This is a genomic window from Neorhizobium vignae, assembly GCF_000732195.1.
GTDB lineage: Bacteria > Pseudomonadota > Alphaproteobacteria > Rhizobiales > Rhizobiaceae > Neorhizobium > Neorhizobium vignae.
In genome coordinates, this window is record NZ_JNNU01000016.1 from 106,363 (window position 1) to 124,145 (window position 17,783).

Below are 17,783 nucleotides of genomic sequence, written 5' to 3' on the forward strand. Positions count from 1 at the left end.
GAACCTTGGCAACCACGAGCCGCGTGATGCTGCATGGAGCGGCTGCGTTGACAGTCGGCAGATGGAGTGTAGTTTGGCGGCGTCAAGGTTCTTCCATCCCGCGATGGAAGCTAAGAGGGAATCCGGTAAAAACCGGAGCTGTCCCGCAACTGTGAGCGGTGAGCCGTTCGTCCAACATGTCACTGGCAGCCAATGCCGGGAAGACGGGCGATGAAGGCTTTGACCCGCGAGCCAGGAGACCTGCCTGACGATAGAAGTTCCGTGGTCGGGGTGTGCCACAGGAATGACGGTTCCGTCGGGCCATCGTGCCTGCCGCAACCTTCATTTTTGCTGCCTCCTCCTTTGAGTGAGACGAAGGCAGTGAAAACACAGGGATTATCTTCCCAGAATGCATCCGGGCGCGCCGTCCTCCTGATCGCGAAATCCGCCTTTGCGGCATCGCCGCATCTGGAAATGCAGCGGCTCGCGGAGCTTGCGGCCGGCATGACCGGGGCCGGGATCGTCCGGTTCGCCTTTACCGAGCAAGGAACCCCCTCGCTGCGCGAAGCGCTGTCCAGTCTGCTCGATGAGGATGTCGAAACCATCGTTATCGTACCACTCGTCCTGCCCAAGGAGCCGAGCTTCCATATCTGGCTGACGAAATCGCTGACGCGCTGGAAGGCGGCCGACAGCCGCCCCTGGCCGGCCTTGTCCGTCGCCAGGGATATCGCCTCCAGCACGCTGATGGCGCATCTTCTCGGCGAACTGCTGGAAACGGCTGAGGAGCTGGATGCCCCAAAGACCGAAAATCCACCTGTCATCGAAGGTTCACTCGTGCCCGCCCAGAAACGCCGCGTGCTCGTCTGTCAGGGCGGTCCCTGCAACGCGGCCGGAGCCGATGTGATCTGGGCACATCTGCGCAACCAGCAGGAGCGGCAGAAATTGCGCACGGCCGGCGATGGCACGATGACCGCAAAATCCACCTGTCTCGGTCCCTGCAGTCTGGCGCCCGTGCTGCAGGTGTTTCCGGAAGGCACCTATTACGGCGGGGTCAACGAAGGTGCGATCGACCGGATCATCGGCGAGCACCTGCTTGGCGGCCGGATCGTCGAAAACTTCGCCTATCACCCAACGGGCCGCAAGCAGCGGCTTCGCACTCCATCCGAACAGAACAAGAGGAGAGAGAATTGACGTCGCAGACTCTGTCGCGCCTGGCCGCCGCCTGGCTCGCCGCCGCCACCTTTGCCACCGCAGGCACCGTCCTCGCAGGCGAGCCGCTTCGCGTCGGTGCCACCTACATCACCAGCGGAACGGACCCGGCCAAGGGCTCGAACGGCTGGGCGCTGGTCAGCCATGGCGTCGGCGAGAACCTCTTCACCGTCGATCGGGACGGCAAGCTCGTGCCGGAGTTGGCCGAGAAGGTGGAGCGCGTCGGCGACCTGACCTGGACCGTGACCCTGAAACCCGGCCGCCTGTTCTCCGATGGCACGCCCGTGACCGCCAGGGCACTGGCCGCCGGCTTCGACACCACGTTCGCCAACAACAAGGCGGCGCTCGCGACCGGCGGCAGGCTGAGCTTCGAGGCGGGCGACGACCTGACGCTGAAGGTGACGACCGAAAAACCGGTGCCGCTCATTCAGGCACTCTTCGCCGAATGGCCACTGATTGCCTATAAACCCACCGAGGCCGGCAAAACCGTCTTCAGCGGTCCTTATCGGATCTCCGGCTTCAAGACGGATGCCTCGATCACGCTGGAGCCCAACGCGCATTTCGCCGGCGCCGACCAGCGTTCGCCGGTCAATTTCCGAAAGTTCGGCGATGCCCAGACCCTGACGCTGGCGCTGGAAGCAGGCGAACTCGACATGGCGTTCGGCTTGCCGTCGGAGGTCGTGACCCGGCTCAAGACCAATCCGGACCTGACGATCAAGTCGTTCCCGGTCGGATACCAGTATCTCGCCTTCTTCAATACCGCCCGCCCGCCGATGAGTGACGTGACGGTACGCCGGGCGATCGATCTGGCCTTCGACCGCAAGGAGCTTGCAGCCGCGATCAACGGCGGCGAACCGGCCACAGGTGCCTACGCCGCCTATTTCCCCTTTGCAGGCCGGGAGGCACGGCCGACCGATCTTGCCAGGGCCGGCGCGCTGCTTGACGAAGCCGGCTGGGCAAAGGGCAGCGGCGGCATGCGCGAAAAGGGCGGCACGCCGCTGCGCCTGCTGGTCATCACCTATCCGCAACGCCCGGATCTCGTCACCATGCTGCCGGTGGTCAAGGCAGAACTCGCCAAGATCGGCATCGCGGTCGATACGCAGGTGGTGGAGAACATCCAGCAGGTGGCTTCGGCCGGCGACTTCGACATCGCGCTCTGGGCGCAGCACACGGCCCCGAGCGGCGACCCCGCCTTTTTCCTGAATTCGATGCTGAGAAGCGACGCTTCGCTGAACTATGCGAAATATGCCTCGCCGGACTTCGACGCGATCCTTAACCAATTTGCGGCCGAGGGCGATCCGGCAAAGCGAGTGGCGATCGCGCTGGAGGCCCAGCAGAAGATCTTCGCCGATGCGCCCGCCTCCTTCCTGGTATCGCCCGTGTGGTATGTCGGCCTGTCGAAGCGGTTGAAGAACTACGAGCCGTGGGGATCCGACTACCACGTCCTGCGCGCCGATATCGGCGAGGCGGAGTAGGCCACGTGATGCGACTGGTCAGGTTCGGCATGCAATCGATAGCGGGGCTGCTGGCGGTTTCGCTCGCCTCTTTCTCGGTCATCACCTTGATGCCGGCCGATCCGGTCGCGATCGCCATTCGTCTCTGGAGCCTGCCGGCGACGGATGACACCGTCGCGGCATTGAGGGCGCAGTGGGGGCTCGACCAGCCGCTGCCGCTTCGCTATCTCCACTGGCTGGCAGATTTCCTCGGCGGAGATTGGGGCCGCTCCTTCCGGACCGGGGAGCCCGTACTTGTCGAATTCGCCGAACGGTTGCCGGTCTCGTTGTCGCTCGGTCTCGCCGGCCTGGCGCTGGCGATCGTGCTGGCAATTCCGCTCGGATTCTTCTCGGCGGCCTATCCCGCAGGTGTCGTCGATCGGATGAACCGGGCTCTATCGGTCTTCGTGCAGGCGGTGCCCGCCTTCTGGCTGGGCCTTGTCGTTCTCTTTGTCCTCGGTGTGCAGCTGCGATGGATCAGACCCTTCGCCAATGATTGGACCGCGATCGTCCTGCCCGTCCTGCTGATCGCGCTGCATTCCGTTGCCGTTCTCTCCCGGGTCTACCGGCGCGACCTGAAGGAGACCGCCGGGCAGCCGCATTTCCGCACGGCACTTGCCAAGGGCCTGTCGGACAAACAGGCGCTCTGGCGACACGGCCACCGCAGCGCGCTCTATGCCCTTTCGTCGGCAGTCCGTTCCGAAGCGGGCTGGGTGATCGGCAGCACCGCGACCATGGAAATCCTTTTCGGCCTTGCCGGCATCAGCCAGTTCCTGGTGCAAAGCATCGCGGCACGCGACCAGATGGTGCTGCAGGCCTATGTCATGGTCATTGCCATCTGGATGCTTGTGATGAATGCCGGCGCCAATCTCGCCATGCGCCTTCTCGATCCGCGTCTCGCCTGATGCCCCGGCTGATCATGCTCGCGGCGCTCGCCGTCTTTCTCTGTGTCGGCGGCTTCTGGCAGCCACAAGATCCCGATGCGGTGGACATGCTTGCCCGTCATTCCGGCATGACCGCCAGCCATCCGCTCGGTACCGATCATCTCGGTCGCGATCTTCTGTCGCGGATCATGGCCGGCGGCTGGCGGACGGCCTGCGTCATTCTGTCGGTCGGCGCCATCGGCTTTGTGTTTGGCACCCTGCTCGGCACCGCTGCCGCCGTCCTCGGAGGCTGGCGCGAAACGGTGATCCTGCGCTTCTGCGAGTTCTTCGTCATGGTGCCGACGCTCATCGTCGCACTGACGGCGGCGGCGATTTTTGGCCTGTCGCCACTCAGCGCCGGACTGGCGCTCGGCCTGGCCGGCATCGGGCCTCACGCGCTGCTTGCGCACTCGCTGAGCCAGCGGGTGCTTGGCCGGCCGTTCATCCTGGCGGCGAGGAGCCTCGGCGTTTCCCCCTTGCGGATGATCGCCCGGCATCTGCTGCCCAACACCCTGCCACTGATGTTCGCCTATGTCGGCAACCAGGCGGGACTTGCGGCAGTTGCCTATGCCTCGCTCGCCTTCATCGGCCTCGGCGCCGATCCGTCGAAGCCCGATTGGGGATCGATGCTCTTTGAATATCGCATGTTCATTTTCGACCACCCAATGCTGATGATCTGGCCAGGCGTCGCGATCGCCCTGGTCACCGTCCTGCTCAACGGGTTTTTCGACAATGGCCGAGCGTGACGCTGGTCGAAAGCCGGCTTTCATATCTGTTCGGGAGAACGGCGGCAACGCTGCCGTCAGCGTTGGCGGTTTGCTTATCGCGCAAGAATCCCCAATGGCGAGATGGTCTTCAGGTCCGGGTCCACGAAGCCGGTCGCCTTTGCCACCTGGGCGTGGCTCATGCTGTAGCCGTAGTCGAGGACGCGTACCCCGTCCATGATGAAGAGCTGGGCCTTGTCCAAACCGGGCCGCAGATTTCCTGTCACGGTGACGACTTCATAGACACGCGAGAGATGGAACGGCTCGGCAGCGACCACATGCACCAGCTGGTTCGGCGGGGGAGCAGCACTGTGGCTGCAGGCGCCGGCCCAGGGGACAAGCATGAACTCGTAGACCATCTCGCCATCCTGGTCGACCGGCAGGATGAACCCGGTCAGTTCCACCGTACGGGCTTCGTCACGCCATGAAAGTGTTTCCCCTTGGGGTCGGCTGGACGCCATGCCCGGCAGGGCAGCATCAGACCTCGATTGATCCGCAGGCCGCAGGGCGCTCCAAAGAACCGGCTGAGCACCCGCCAAGACGCCGGATGCCGGACAAATCGTCCCGATCACCATTGTCGTGATTTTCAGGAGGAAAAGCGCGCGCCTCATCTGCATCTCCGTTCACAGGGTTCCCCCGGCGACAGGCCCCCGCCGCTGCTGTCCCGGATGTTAGCTCGATTTCTTGACTGAGGTCAAAGCCAGATGGAAGAGGCTGCTTCTCGGCCCTCACTCGAGCCTCTGCCCGCAGTCACCGGAGTGGGCAGCTTCGATTTTCCATATCGCCATGGCAGGGGGCCCGGGGAAGGAGGCTCACCCGAGGGAATGCGAAGCCAGGGCATAGACCCTCGCACGACCATTTTGTCCGGCGCCGTAACTGGCTGCCTCCTCAGTCACCATCGTCGTCAAGGTGGCGTAGATGCTGAGCCCGCACTGCTGGATGAGCCCAGCAAACGGGCCGCTATCGAAATGTGTATCGACGCGCAGGAAGCCGTCGGCGTGGGCCGCAATATGCGGGTGGGTCACCGTGATGGCGTCCTCGTCGTTGCCGGCGACCACCGGCCCGACCACATGCCCTCGCCCGAAGCGCCGGCGCATTGAGAAGGCGCGCAACCGCTCGCCTTGGTAAAGACCGTAACAGATCGAACTCTCGAACAATCGCAGGAGGTGCAGGCTTCGATCCGCACCGAAGGCTGGAGCATCGAAGGCGATCATCGTGTCGAGATCGCCGCGATCCAGCCGCCTCAGAAAAAGCCCCTTCTCCAGAGGCGGAGGCGCCAAAGGCGCGATCGCTGTCCCCTGATACTGGTAAACCGTCTGCTTTGGCTTCAATCCCAACGAAGCATAAAGACGCTGGGCTTCCCGCGTCGAGTTGAGCCGAATGCGATTGCGGCCGCAGTCCGTCATGATCCGCTTCATCAGCCACCTGGCCGCGCCGTTGGCCTGCAGCCTCGGAGAGGTAATCAGCATCCCGAAGGTGGCGAAGCCGTCGCCATGAGGAAACCACATGCCAGAGGCTCCCACCCGGCCGATCTCGTCGAGCGCCACATATCCTTTCCCGATGTCGAGCAGATGCTGCCAGTCGGCCGCCCGATGGGGCCAGCCCACCGAGATCGACAAAGCCTGCAGCCTGGAGATTTCGACACTCGAGATATCCGCAAAGCGCATCTCGAAATTATCGACATTCAGGGTTCCTGGTAATTCGCTATCCATCATTATCCAGCCGAGAGAATATATCCTCCTTGGGGCGAACCGCTCGGATATCCCGGCAGTCACGTTAGTCGAGATCCCGCGAAACATTTCACTGCTGAAGCGGGACCGGACACAAGATTTGACCGTATAGCGTCCACTTTCGGCAGCCATTGGTTTCTCCTGCCTCTAACCTTGCCGGCCAGGATTGGTTCGCTGCTCTGCAAAAGCAAGGTGTGTCGGCCAAAAGGTCATGGTTTTTAGGGGCGGGAACAGTCGATGCGCGCTTTGGACATCCTGGAGAAGCTGGTCGGCTTTCCCTCGGTCGTCGGCACGCCCAACGGCAATATTGTCGAATGGATTGCTGGCTATCTCAAATCCTTCGGGATCGCCGCGCATATCCTGCCGGGGCCTGAAGGTGATCGGGCCAATCTTTTTGCCACGCTCGGTCGAGCCGACCAGCCGGGCTACATCCTGTCCGGCCATATGGACGTGGTTGCTGCCACCGAGGCCGGTTGGGACACCGATCCCTTTTCATTGAGGAACGAGAAAGGCAAGCTCTACGGGCGCGGAACAAGCGATATGAAGGGGTTCTTGTCGGCCGCTCTGGCAGCCGTCCCTGCACTTCTTGAAAGTCCACTTTCCCGCCCGATCCACCTTGCCTTGTCCTACGACGAAGAAGCCGGTTGCCGGGGCGTGCCGCATCTTCTCGCACGGTTGCAGGACCTGTGTGCGCCGCCGCTCGGCGCGATCATCGGGGAGCCGAGTGGAATGCGCGCCATTCTGGCCCACAAGGGAAAGGCTGCAGCCCGGGTGACGCTCAAGGGCCGTTCAGGCCATTCCTCCCGACCGGATCTCGGCCTCAACGCGATCCACGCCATGACGGACGTGCAGCAGGCTGCGGTTGCCGCGGCCGTCGATCTTTCCCGCGGACCGTTCGAGGAGGAATTCGAGCCACCCTATTCCTCTCTGTCGATCGGCACGATCAGTGGCGGTCAGGCGGTCAACATCATTCCCGAAATCTGCAGCCTCGAACTTGAGGCCCGCGCCATTTCTTCGGTCGATCCCGAAGTGCTGCTCGCTCCGGTGCGGGCGGTCGCCGAAGCCTTGGCCATGAAGGGCTTCGATGTCGACTGGCAGGTTCTCAGCACCTATCCGGCGCTGCTGCTGGCGCCAACCTCTCCCCTTGCCGGTCTTTTGCAAAGTCTGACGGGGATCGAGCCGCTGGCGGCTGTCAGCTACGGGACGGAGGCAGGTCTCTACCAGCGCGCCGGCGTAGATGCGATCATCTGCGGGCCCGGCGATATTGCCCGCGCCCATAAACCCAATGAGTTCATCCTGGCGAGCGAACTCGACGACTGTCAGGCAATGATTGAAGCACTTGGTCGGCATTGCCGCCCAGAACTCCAATGATGAGGAACGTATCTGGACCATGACATTCCTCTTCAATTCCGATGCGGCCCGCGGCCGGATTTTCCAGGATGCCTTCGCTCGGGAAATCCCGGACCTGCCATTCTCCATGGATCCGGTGACGGTGGATCCCGAACGGGTGCGCTATCTCATGACATGGACAGTGCCGGAAAATCTGGCGCGTTACCGCAATCTCGAAGTGCTGTTCTCGACCGGCGCCGGCATCGACCAGTTCCGCACCGCCAGCGTGCCCGAAGACGTGAAGATCGTGCGCATGGTCGAAGAAGGCATCGTGCGAATGATGCAGGAATATGCGCTCCTCGGCGTCTTGTCGCTCCACCGCAATCTGCCGGCCTATCTGGCGCAGCAGCAGGCGGAGGTCTGGAAGGTCCTGCCGCAGGCTCAGGCCGCAGAGCGCCGTATCGGCGTCCTGGGGCTTGGCAATCTCGGCCAGGCCGTGCTTGAGCGGCTGAAACCCTTCGGCTTTCCCCTGTCGGGCTGGAGCAGGTCCCCGCGCGAGATTGACGGTGTCAGGTGTTTCGCCGGCGAGGATGGTCTGAAGACCATGGTTGCCGAGACAAACGTGCTGATCTGCCTCCTGCCACTGACCGACGAAACCCGCGGTTTTCTCGACGCAGAGCTTTTCACCAGGTTGCCGGCGGGCGCCGGACTGGTTCATGTCGGACGTGGCCCCCAGCTCGACCAGGACGCGCTTCTCGCGGCGCTCGACAGCGGGCAGATATCCGGCGCCGTGATCGACGTCACCGACCCGGAACCCCTGCCGCCCGGCCATCCCTTCTGGCATCACCCACGCATCCTGCTGACCCCGCATATTGCCAGCATCACCCAGCCTCATACAGCCGCGCGCGCCGTCATCGACAATATCAAGCGGCTTCGCGCCGGGCTCGATCCGGTCGGCCTGGTCGATCGGCGGCGCGGTTACTGAACCTTCAACCTCGAAAGGAATACCATGTCGCTTCTCAAGACCATCGAGCCTCACCCGTCCTTTACACCGCGCGAAAACGTTCCCGCACCGGGACGGCTGATCTCGGGCGATCCGCAGTTCAAGACCTGGGCGCAGGACGCAGCCCATGGCGAACTGGTACACACGGGTGTCTGGGAAGCAACGCCGGGCGTCACACATTCGATCAAGGGCCAGACCTTCGAATTCTGCCACATCCTGTCGGGCGTCGTTGAACTCACCCCCGAAGGCGGCCAACCCGTTGTCTACAAGGCGGGCGACAGTTTCGTCATGAAGCCGGGTTTCGTCGGCGTGTGGAAGACCATCGAGACCGTCCGCAAGATCTACGTCACCGTTACCCCTTGATAGGTGCCGCCGCGGCGCGGCAACGACGTCCGGCCCGCTCCGCAGAATACGCCGTGATCGACCGCCAAAACGGATTTTTCCGCTGCGGCCCTTCGCTCTACCGGATCAAGCCGTTCCACCGATCCGGTAATATTGCCGTCAAGTGACCGGAGATATGCCGATGAGCCTGAGTTTCGATCCCGACAGTCTGGCCCTTCCGATGGGACATTTCATCGGCGATTGCCTCGTGGCGGGCGAAGGCGTCATTGCGATGCACCGTCCGTCCGACGGCAAGGCTTATGCCGAATGCCCCGTCGCCGATGCGGATCTCGTCGACCAGGCGGTGCAGACGGCGAAGGCGGCGCTGAAGCAAAGCAATTGGGGCGGCATCCGCCCGCGCGAGCGTGTGAAGGTGCTGCACCGCTGGGCCGATCTGATCGACCAGGACGCCGTGGCGCTTGCAAGGCTGGAAGCCGTTTCCTCCACCCGTCCGGTCGGCCATCTGGTCGAGGGCGACATCGCCGTGTCGGCCGAGCAGATCCGCTTCTTCGCCGAATTCGCCGACAAGGAAGGCAGCGACCTGGTGCCGACCGACGACGGCAATCTCGGCATGATCATGACGGAGCCCTATGGCGTCGTCGGCGCCATCACGCCCTGGAACTTCCCGATCAACATGGCTGCATGGAAACTCGGTCCCGCGCTTGCCGCCGGCAATGCCGTCGTGCTGAAGCCGTCCGAGATGACGCCGTTCTCGACCATCCGCCTGGCGGAACTCGCCGTGCGCGCCGGGATACCGGCCGGGTTGATCAATATCGTGCTCGGCGACGGCATGACAACCGGCAACGCCATCACCGGCCATCCCGATATCGCCAAGGTGAGCTTTACAGGCTCCACCCGCGCCGGCTCGGCGATCATGGAGAACATCGCCCGCACCGGCATCAAGCCGATGACGCTGGAACTTGGCGGCAAGAGCCCGCAACTGGTCTTCGCGGATGCCGATATCGACCGGGCAGCGGCCGCGGTGACCACCAGCATCACCAGCAATGCCGGCCAGGCATGTGTTGCGGGATCGCGCCTGATCGTCGAAAAAAGCATCGCCGCACGGCTGATCGAGGCCATTTTGAAGAAGATGCAGGGTATCGTGCCCGGCCCGACCTGGGATGCGGCGAGCCAGTATTCGCCGATCATCTCCGGCAGGCAACGCCAGCGCATCGACGACATCATCGCGGCATCCGTTGCAGCCGGGGCGGAATGCCTGGCGGGCGGGCGTCCCATGGACGGGCCGGGATATTTCTACTCTCCGACCCTTGTCACCGGCGTCGATCAGACGTCGCCGGCCGTGATTGAGGAGATCTTCGGGCCTGTTCTGACGGTGCAGGCCTTCGAGGATGAGGAAGAAGCCATGATGCTTGCCGACCATCCGAGCTACGGGCTAGCCGCCGGCCTGTTTACCAGCGACCTTTCGCGGGCGATCCGCCTTACCCGCCGGCTGCAGGCCGGCACCATCTGGGTCAACCGCTATGGCCGCTCGCGCGATCATATCCTGCCGACCGGCGGCTACAAGCAGTCCGGCATCGGCAAGGATCTCGGCCGGGAAGCTTTCCACGCCAATCGCAAGAGCAAGAGCGTCTTGATCAGTCTTTGAGGACGAAGAACATGAAATCATACAGGATTGCCATGATCCCCGGCGACGGTATCGGCCGCGACATGACGGCGGCCGCATGGTCGGTGCTGCAGAAGGGAGCCAAAGCGCACGGCTTCGCGCTTGAGGGCACGGAATACCCCTGGTCCTGCGCCTTCTACAAGGAAACCGGTGCCATGATGCCGGCGGACGGGATCGAGACGTTGCGCAGCTTCGACGCAATCCTGCTCGGTGCCGTCGGCTGGCCGGCAGAAGTGCCGGATTCCGTGTCGCTGCATGGCCTGCTGCTGCCGATCCGCAAGAGTTTCGTGCAATATGCCAACATCCGCCCCCACCGCCTGCTGGCCGGCGTCGAAGGACCGCTCAAGGCAACCGCCTTCGACATTCTCTGCATCCGCGAGAACACCGAGGGCGAATATTCGGGCGCAGGTGGTCGTATCCATCAGGGCACGGTCGACGAAGTTGCCGTCGAGACGTCGATCTTTACCCGCAAGGGCGTCGAGCGCATCCTGCGCTTTGCCTTCGAACAGGCCCGGTCGCGACGCGGCAAGCTGGCCTCGGTGACCAAGTCGAACGCCCAGAAATATTCGATGGTCTTCTGGGACGACGTCACCCGGCAGCTTTCGGCGGAATATCCTGAGGTCGAGGTCACCAGCTATCACATCGATGCCATGGCGGCGCGCATGGTGATGGCGCCGGAAACGCTCGACGTGGTGGTCGCATCCAACCTGTTCGGCGACATCCTGACCGATCTCGGTGCCGCAATTCAGGGCGGCCTCGGTTTTGCCGCCTCGGCCAATATCAACCCCGAGCGCAATGCGCCTTCGATGTTCGAACCCGTGCATGGCTCGGCGCCCGACATCGCCCATCTCGGGATTGCCAACCCGATCGCCACGGTCTGGTCCGGCGCAATGATGCTCGATCATCTGGGCGAAAAGGATGCGGCGAGCGCCGTCATGACGGCGCTCGAAGCGGTCACGGCCAGCGGCATCGGCACGGTTCCCGGCAAGGACCGGACCGACGCCATCACTGCGGCGCTGCTCGCCGCGCTTTAACCATCGTATCGAGGATTGGACATATGCGGAATTTGAAGCACCCCTCCCTGTTTCGGCAAGAAGGTTTGATCGGCGGCACCTGGGTCGGCGCCCGATCCGGCAAGACCGTCGAGGTCTTCGATCCGGCGAGCCAAGAGGTGATCGGCACCGTTCCGGACATGGGTGGCGATGAGACCCGTGCGGCGATCGAGGCTGCCGAGAAGGCCTATCCGGCTTGGAAAAAACACACCCATGCGGAGCGCGCCGCCTTGCTTGAAACCTGGTACGGCCTGATGATCGAACATCTCGAAGATCTGGCGCTGATGCTGACCACCGAACAGGGCAAACCGCTCGACGAGGCACGTGGCGAAATCCGTTACGGCGCCTCCTTCGTCAAGTGGTTTGCGGAAGAGGCACGCCGCATCGGCGGCCAGACCATTCCCTCGCCGACACCCGATCGCCGCATCATCGTGCTGAAGGAGCCGGTCGGTGTCTGCGGCATCATCACGCCCTGGAATTTTCCAAACGCGATGATCACCCGCAAGATCGCCCCGGCGCTCGCCGCCGGCTGTACCGTCGTGGTGAAACCCTCGGAATTCACACCTTATTCGGCGCTTGCGCTCGGCGTGCTCGCGGAAATGGCCGGCATTCCGGCCGGCGTCGTCAACATCGTCACCGGCATGCCGAAGGAAATCGGCAACGAGATCATGGCCAACACGACCGTGCGGAAGATCTCGTTTACCGGCTCCACGCCGGTCGGTTCGCTGCTGATGCGCGGCGCGGCCGACAGCATCAAGCGGCTGTCGCTGGAACTCGGCGGCAACGCCCCCTTCATCGTCTTCGACGATGCGGATATCGATCTTGCCATCGAAGGGGCAATCATTTCGAAATTCCGCAATGGCGGCCAGACCTGCGTCTGCGCCAACCGCATACTCGTGCAGGCGGGCATCTACGATCGCTTCGCCGAGAAGCTCACGGCCCGGGTGAATGCCATGAAGGTCGGTCCGGGCACCGAGCCGGGCGTTTCGATCGGCCCGATGATCAACGATGCCGCAATCGCCAAGATCAACCGCCATGTCGGGGATGCGCTCGCCAAAGGCGCGACGATCGTCACGGCCAGGGCCGATCTGCCGGCCGGTGGCCAATACACGGCTCCGATCGTGCTGACCGGAGCGACCACCGACATGCAGCTTGCCAGCGAAGAGACGTTTGGCCCGGTCGCGCCGCTCTTCCGTTTCGAGACCGAGGAAGAAGCGATCGCCATTGCCAACGGCACGCCCTTCGGGCTCGCCGCCTATTTCTATACGGAAAGCCTGAAGCGGGCTTGGCGTGTCGGCGAGGCACTGGAATTCGGGATGGTCGGCCTGAATACCGGCCTGATCTCCACCGAGGTCGCCCCCTTCGGCGGGGTCAAGCAGTCGGGCCTGGGGCGCGAGGGTTCGCAACTCGGGATCGACGAATATCTGGAAGTGAAGACTTTTCATATCGGCGGGCTCAACTGAGCCCGTTTCCGCACCCGGAACGCTTGCCAAAAAAAGGTGAGGTTGCCATCGCAACCCCACCTTTTTTGTTCTCGGCGACGGCAAGAGTTCCGTTACTGGACCTTGTCGAGCATCTTGTAATAAAGCCCGACCAGCGGCAGGAACCACGGCTTGCCGAAATGGCCTGGAACTGCCGGCCACTCGAGCCCCTTGACGGGATTTCTGTCAGGCCGGCCGAGGATCGCGTCGGCAACCGTCATGCCGAGATGGGTCGCAAGCTGCGCGCCATGGCCGGAATAACCCATGGCGTACCATAACCCGTCATGGAAGCCCGCCCGCGGGTAACGATCCTTGGTGATGTCCACCAGGCCGCCCCAGCAATAGTCGATCTCCACATGCGAAAGATGCGGAAAGATGCGGGTCAGGCTATCGCGAAGGATTGCGCCGCTCCTGGCATCCGAACGCTGATCAGAGGTCGCCGAAAATCGAGCGCGGCCGCCGAAGATCAGCCGATTGTCCGGCGACAGGCGCCAGTAATTGCCGATATTCATGCTGTTGACGCAGGTGCGGTTGCCCGGCATCGTCGAGGCGGCTTCCTCTTCCGTCAGCGGTCGTGTGGCGATGATGAAACTGCCGACGGCCATGATCCGACGACGGAAATAACCGAAATTCGGCGTCGTGTAGGCGCCGCTTGCCATCAGGACATTGTCGGCCGTGATCGAGCCTTTGGCGGTCTTCAGCACATGTCGGCCGCCGGATTTCGAAACATCGGTGACCGTTGCCTTCTCGACGATGATCGCACCACGCCTTTTGGCCGCCTCGGCGAGACCGACGACGTAGCGTCCCATATGCATCATGGCGCTCTTCTTCGACAGCATGGCGCCGTGGAAAGGTGAACCGATCTCCTGGGCGAGGTCCTCGGGCGACAGCAATGCCGTATCCGGATCGACCTCCGCGTGAACCGCCTCGAAATTCCGGGCGAGCCCTTCGAAATGCTGCGGCTTGGAAGCCAGCTTCAGTTTGCCGGCGCGGCGGAAGTTGCAGTCGATGCCTTCCTCGGCGATGATTGCTTCCAGCGTGTCGATCGAGCTGTCGAGCGCCTTGTAAAGGGCGATCGCCCTCTCCTTGCCGAGCTCCTGCTTGGCCGAGAGATAGCTGTGGGCAAGGCCGTTGTTCAGGTGGCCGCCGTTACGGCCGGACGCTCCGAAACCGACCATCTCCGCCTCCAGCACGATAACCTTCGCGCCGGCCATGGCGAGCTGCCGCGCTGCGCCGAGCCCGGTAAAGCCGCCGCCGACCACGGCAACGTCGTAGTGACCTTCGATCGGCCCTTCCACGGCGCCCGTAAAACGGGGCGCCGTATCATGCCAGTAGGAGACATATTTCATCGACTTCGGCCTTCCTTAGAGACCGACCACGCCCGGCAGGCCGGAAATGTCGGAGATTTCCACATAGCCATAGAAGGGGTTGGCCGGCTCGTGACCACGGTTGACCCAAACCTTGTTCTTAATGCCGAGGTCATGCGCCGACATCAGGTCGTACCGGAAAGACGAGGAGCAATGCAGAATGTCCTCCGGGCCGCAGCCCAGCATATCGAACATGTATTCGAAGGCCTGAAAGCGCGGTTTGTAGGCATTTGCCTGTTCCGCCGTATAAACGGCGTGGAACGGCGCGCCGAGCTTTGCGACGTTGGAGTGAATCTGCTCGTTCATCGCGTTCGAGAGGATGACGAGCGGGATTTCTCTGGCGACCTTGGCAAGACCGGCAGGAACATCCGCATGAGGACCCCAGGTCGGAACGCGCTCATAGACCATCCTGGCATCGTCTTCCTTGAAGGCGACGCCGTTCGCCTTGCAGCTGCGCTCCAGCGAGTTGTGGACGACGTCCGCATAAGGTTTCCAGTCGCCCATGATCTCGTCCAGCCGGTAGGCTGCGAAATTCTTGATGAACTTCGCCATGCGCGGCTCGTCGAGACGTTCACCATAAAGGTCAAGCGCAGCTTCGGCCATCTGGAAGTTGGTCAGCGTGCCGTAGCAATCGAAGGTGATGTATTTCGGGCGGAAGGTAGTCATGCACTTGGTCCTTGCGTGATGGCCCATCGAGCCTTTCGGTTGATGACATGATCATAAGGCCCCTTCGGGCATCCGAGCCGACTGATTTCCCCCCATCCGAAGCAGAAAGTTTCGTATCGTGGGGCCGGTTTGGCATTTGGTTGCAGATGGTGGCCGGCGTGGCGGCCGACGGCCCGGTTTTTGTCGGCCATGATTACCAAGGCACGGCATAAGATGCGGTCCCATGCCACCGCTTTGGCGAAAGATACCGCCGCCGGGGCCGCCTTCGGATAATCGTCCGGCCCCTTCCCCTTGAAACTCGAAGCTCAAAATGGAGAGCATTGTCCATGCAAGTCGGAGACATCGAAACCATATCTTTCGGTATCGAGCACCTGGATCGCGCCACCGACCTTTCGCGCGAAGCCGGCTGGCCGCACCGCCGGCAGGACTGGCAGGTCGCCCTGCATCTGAGCCAGGGCGTGGTCGCGTTGGACGAGGCCGGCAAGGTAGTCGGCACGGCTTTGATGACCCCCTACGGCGACGACTGCGCCACCATCAACATGGTGATCGTCGGCGCCAACCAGCGTGGCCGTGGCGTCGGACGCCGCCTGATGGACGCGGTCCTCGGACTTGGTGGCGAGCGCCCGCTTCGGCTGATTGCCACCTCCGACGGCCTGCCGCTTTACGAAAAGCTGGGTTTCCGGAAGACCGGCGCTGTTTTCCAGCATCAGGGCACCGTCGGCGAGGTGCCGGCGCAAACCGGTATCGAGACCGCCACGGCTGCCGATCTCTCCGAGATTACCGCCATCGATCGCGATGCCTTTGGCGCCACCCGTTCGGCGCTGATCGCCAAATTTGCCGAAATCGGCGAGTTTGCCGTGATCCGCCGCAATGGCAAGATCGCGGGGTTTGCCTGCATCAGGGCGTTCGGTCGCGGTGAAGTCGTCGGGCCCGTCGTCGCGACGGATCTCGAGGACGCCAAGGCGCTCGCCGGTCATTTCATGAGCCGCCGAACCGGTGCCTTCCTCAGGGTCGATACCTGCGATGCCGGCCTCGCCGCGTGGCTGGCCGGGCATTCGCTCGCCCATGCGGGCGGCGGCATCGCAATGGCACGCCCCGTGGTGGCCCGCCCCACCACCTCGACATTCACCACCTTTGCCCTGGCCAACCAAGCCCTCGGCTGATCCGGAGACGACCATGCTCAGCAATTCCCTCATCGAACTCGATCGCGCCCATCTCGTCCATCCTGTCGCGTCCTATCGCGGTCATGAAAAACAGGGCGTGCGGGTGCTTGCCTCGGGCAAGGGCGCGACCGTCACCGATGCGCAAGGGCACCAGCTGATAGACGGTTTTGCCGGCCTCTGGTGCGTCAATGCCGGTTACGGGCATGAGACGATCGTCGAGGCCGCGGCCCGTCAGATGCGGGAGCTTCCCTACGCGACCGCCTATTTCGGCCTTGGTTCCGAGCCGGCCATACGGCTAGCCGCCGAGCTTGCCGAACGTGCGCCGGGCGATCTCGATCATGTCTACTTCACGCTCGGCGGTTCGGACGCCGTCGACAGCACGATCCGCTTCATCCGCTATTACTGGATTGCCAGGGGGCAGCCACAGCGCGATCAGTTCATCTCGATCGAGCAGGGTTACCACGGTTCCTCCACGGTCGGCGCCGGCTTGACGGCACTGCCGAACTTCCATGCGGGCTTCGGCATTCCCTTCGACTGGCAGCACAAGATTCCGTCGCCTTATCCCTATCGAAACCCGGTCGGCCAGGATCCGAAATCGATCATCGAAGCCTCGCTTGCCGCGCTGAAAGCGAAGATCGAGGCGGTTGGCGCCGATCGCGTGGCGGCCTTCTATGCAGAGCCGATCCAGGGTTCCGGCGGCGTCATCGTTCCGCCCAGGGGCTGGATGAAGGCGATCCGCAACCTCTGCAAGGAATACGGCATCCTGTTCGTCGCCGACGAGGTGATCACCGGCTTCGGCCGCACCGGACCGCTGTTCGCCTGCAGCGAGGATGACATCGTCCCCGATTTCATGACGACGGCCAAGGGCCTGACCTCGGGTTATGTTCCGATGGGCGCCGTGTTCATGGCGGATCATGTCTACCAGGTGATCGCCGATGGCGCCGGGGCCTCGGCTGTCGGGCACGGTTACACCTATTCGGCCCACCCGGTCAGTGCGGCCGTGGGTCTGGAAGTGCTGAGGCTCTACGAAAGCGGGCTGCTCGAAAACGGGATCAAGGCAGGCGCGCAGCTTATGGCAGGTCTCGAAAGCCTCAAATCCCACCCGCTGGTCGGCGATGTCCGGGGCCGCGGGATGCTGGCGGCCATCGAGCTGGTGACCGATAAGGCCGCCAAAACGCCGCTTCCGTCCGAAGCCGCACCGGCCCGCCGGGTATTCGACCGCGCCTGGGACAATGGCCTGGTGATCCGGGCCTTTGCCAACGGCGTCATCGGATATGCCCCGCCGCTCTGCTGCACGGAGGCGGATATCGACGCGATTATCGAACGTACCGCCAAGACACTGGATCAGACCCTGGACGATCCCGACGTCCGCCGCGCGGTGAAGGGTTGACCCGGCCCTGGGGCTGCCGGCCGAAATATCGTCGGCAGCCCGTTTTCGAAATTTTGTGCCGAGCGGCCCTACCGATTCGGCGAAAACCGTTCCAGCGAACTGTCACTATTGTAGTTAACGAGGGCCTCGAGGCCCCGAAAATCCGGGATTTTTGACAGAAAAAGGTCCAGGTCGGGAACAGCATATTCTTTCGCAGGCGGCGTTCTGCCAGCAGCATCAACTGGGGATA

The 17,783-nt window shown here is 63.0% G+C and carries 16 protein-coding genes and 1 riboswitch; of the genes, 12 read left to right on the forward strand and 4 right to left on the reverse strand.

What is annotated here, in order from left to right:
* Nucleotides 1–67: 67 nt before the first annotated feature.
* Nucleotides 68–262: riboswitch (cobalamin riboswitch) on the forward strand.
* A gap of 98 nt (nt 263–360) precedes the next feature.
* Genes GQ59_RS24030 through GQ59_RS24045 form a run of 4 tightly spaced genes read left to right on the forward strand, consistent with a single transcriptional unit; the run spans nt 361 to nt 4,350 of the window.
* A complete protein-coding gene (locus tag GQ59_RS24030; RefSeq protein ID WP_244448046.1) occupies nt 361–1,170 on the forward strand; it encodes a (2Fe-2S) ferredoxin domain-containing protein in 810 nt (269 codons plus the stop codon).
* Nucleotides 1,167–2,663, forward strand: a complete 1,497-nt coding sequence (locus GQ59_RS24035; RefSeq protein ID WP_037086065.1) for an ABC transporter substrate-binding protein — start codon at nt 1,167–1,169, stop codon at nt 2,661–2,663. Before GQ59_RS24030 ends, GQ59_RS24035 begins: the two co-directional genes overlap by 4 nt.
* Before the next feature lie 8 nt (nt 2,664–2,671).
* Entirely contained in the window at nt 2,672–3,586 is a 915-nt protein-coding gene (locus GQ59_RS24040) for an ABC transporter permease (RefSeq protein WP_244448047.1), read from the forward strand.
* A complete protein-coding gene (locus GQ59_RS24045) occupies nt 3,586–4,350 on the forward strand; it encodes an ABC transporter permease (RefSeq protein WP_037086068.1) in 765 nt (254 codons plus the stop codon). Before GQ59_RS24040 ends, GQ59_RS24045 begins: the two co-directional genes overlap by 1 nt.
* A gap of 74 nt (nt 4,351–4,424) precedes the next feature.
* Here the strand turns inward: GQ59_RS24045 and GQ59_RS24050 are convergent, their stop codons facing one another.
* Nucleotides 4,425–4,979, reverse strand: coding sequence for a DUF3299 domain-containing protein (locus GQ59_RS24050; RefSeq protein WP_037086071.1), 555 nt, complete (start codon nt 4,977–4,979; stop codon nt 4,425–4,427).
* Between the two features lie 201 nt (nt 4,980–5,180).
* Entirely contained in the window at nt 5,181–6,230 is a 1,050-nt protein-coding gene (locus GQ59_RS24055; protein WP_244448048.1) for a GNAT family N-acetyltransferase, read from the reverse strand.
* Between the two features lie 105 nt (nt 6,231–6,335).
* Here GQ59_RS24055 and argE point away from each other — a divergent pair, with 105 nt between their 5' ends.
* From argE to GQ59_RS24085, 6 genes are all read left to right on the forward strand, one after another.
* Nucleotides 6,336–7,469, forward strand: coding sequence for an acetylornithine deacetylase (argE, locus tag GQ59_RS24060; protein ID WP_037086074.1), 1,134 nt, complete (start codon nt 6,336–6,338; stop codon nt 7,467–7,469).
* 19 nt (nt 7,470–7,488) lie between these two features.
* Entirely contained in the window at nt 7,489–8,412 is a 924-nt protein-coding gene (locus tag GQ59_RS24065) for a 2-hydroxyacid dehydrogenase (RefSeq protein WP_037086199.1), read from the forward strand.
* 24 nt (nt 8,413–8,436) lie between these two features.
* Entirely contained in the window at nt 8,437–8,793 is a 357-nt protein-coding gene (locus GQ59_RS24070; RefSeq protein ID WP_037086077.1) for a cupin domain-containing protein, read from the forward strand.
* Between the two features lie 160 nt (nt 8,794–8,953).
* Nucleotides 8,954–10,417: an aldehyde dehydrogenase family protein gene (locus GQ59_RS24075; protein ID WP_037086080.1), complete on the forward strand. Its 1,464-nt coding sequence runs from the start codon at nt 8,954–8,956 to the stop codon at nt 10,415–10,417.
* An 11-nt stretch (nt 10,418–10,428) separates the two neighbouring features.
* Entirely contained in the window at nt 10,429–11,469 is a 1,041-nt protein-coding gene (locus GQ59_RS24080; RefSeq protein WP_037086083.1) for a tartrate dehydrogenase, read from the forward strand.
* A 23-nt stretch (nt 11,470–11,492) separates the two neighbouring features.
* Complete coding sequence (locus tag GQ59_RS24085) at nt 11,493–12,950, forward strand: NAD-dependent succinate-semialdehyde dehydrogenase (RefSeq protein ID WP_037086086.1); 1,458 nt, start codon at nt 11,493–11,495, stop codon at nt 12,948–12,950.
* A gap of 92 nt (nt 12,951–13,042) precedes the next feature.
* Here the strand turns inward: GQ59_RS24085 and GQ59_RS24090 are convergent, their stop codons facing one another.
* A complete protein-coding gene (locus tag GQ59_RS24090; protein ID WP_037086089.1) occupies nt 13,043–14,317 on the reverse strand; it encodes an NAD(P)/FAD-dependent oxidoreductase in 1,275 nt (424 codons plus the stop codon).
* Between the two features lie 15 nt (nt 14,318–14,332).
* A complete protein-coding gene (locus tag GQ59_RS24095) occupies nt 14,333–15,001 on the reverse strand; it encodes a haloacid dehalogenase type II (protein ID WP_037086200.1) in 669 nt (222 codons plus the stop codon).
* Nucleotides 15,002–15,327: 326 nt separating this feature from the next.
* On the opposite strand from GQ59_RS24095, the gene GQ59_RS24100 reads away from it, so the two are divergent.
* Nucleotides 15,328–16,164 carry a GNAT family N-acetyltransferase gene (locus GQ59_RS24100; RefSeq protein ID WP_037086091.1) on the forward strand — a complete coding sequence of 279 codons (837 nt, stop codon included), beginning with the start codon at nt 15,328–15,330 and terminating at the stop codon, nt 16,162–16,164.
* A gap of 13 nt (nt 16,165–16,177) precedes the next feature.
* Nucleotides 16,178–17,554 (forward strand): aspartate aminotransferase family protein, encoded by a 1,377-nt coding sequence (locus GQ59_RS24105; RefSeq protein ID WP_037086094.1) that lies wholly within the window; start codon nt 16,178–16,180, stop codon nt 17,552–17,554.
* Nucleotides 17,555–17,783 lie beyond the last annotated feature (229 nt).

What these genes read in the sequence shown, in the direction of transcription:
- GQ59_RS24085 (WP_037086086.1), top strand. Translation starts at nt 11,493, where the DNA reads ATGCGGAATTTGAAGCACCCCTCCCTGTTTCGGCAAGAAGGTTTGATC.
- GQ59_RS24070 (WP_037086077.1), top strand. Translation starts at nt 8,437, where the DNA reads ATGTCGCTTCTCAAGACCATCGAGCCTCACCCGTCCTTTACACCGCGC.
- GQ59_RS24100 (WP_037086091.1), top strand. Translation starts at nt 15,328, where the DNA reads ATGCAAGTCGGAGACATCGAAACCATATCTTTCGGTATCGAGCACCTG.
- GQ59_RS24045 (WP_037086068.1), top strand. Translation starts at nt 3,586, where the DNA reads ATGCCCCGGCTGATCATGCTCGCGGCGCTCGCCGTCTTTCTCTGTGTC.
- GQ59_RS24065 (WP_037086199.1), top strand. Translation starts at nt 7,489, where the DNA reads ATGACATTCCTCTTCAATTCCGATGCGGCCCGCGGCCGGATTTTCCAG.
- GQ59_RS24050 (WP_037086071.1), bottom strand. Translation starts at nt 4,979, where the DNA reads ATGAGGCGCGCGCTTTTCCTCCTGAAAATCACGACAATGGTGATCGGG.
- GQ59_RS24105 (WP_037086094.1), top strand. Translation starts at nt 16,178, where the DNA reads ATGCTCAGCAATTCCCTCATCGAACTCGATCGCGCCCATCTCGTCCAT.
- GQ59_RS24080 (WP_037086083.1), top strand. Translation starts at nt 10,429, where the DNA reads ATGAAATCATACAGGATTGCCATGATCCCCGGCGACGGTATCGGCCGC.
- GQ59_RS24055 (WP_244448048.1), bottom strand. Translation starts at nt 6,230, where the DNA reads ATGGCTGCCGAAAGTGGACGCTATACGGTCAAATCTTGTGTCCGGTCC.
- GQ59_RS24090 (WP_037086089.1), bottom strand. Translation starts at nt 14,317, where the DNA reads ATGAAATATGTCTCCTACTGGCATGATACGGCGCCCCGTTTTACGGGC.
- GQ59_RS24095 (WP_037086200.1), bottom strand. Translation starts at nt 15,001, where the DNA reads ATGACTACCTTCCGCCCGAAATACATCACCTTCGATTGCTACGGCACG.
- GQ59_RS24075 (WP_037086080.1), top strand. Translation starts at nt 8,954, where the DNA reads ATGAGCCTGAGTTTCGATCCCGACAGTCTGGCCCTTCCGATGGGACAT.
- GQ59_RS24040 (WP_244448047.1), top strand. Translation starts at nt 2,672, where the DNA reads ATGCGACTGGTCAGGTTCGGCATGCAATCGATAGCGGGGCTGCTGGCG.
- argE (WP_037086074.1), top strand. Translation starts at nt 6,336, where the DNA reads ATGCGCGCTTTGGACATCCTGGAGAAGCTGGTCGGCTTTCCCTCGGTC.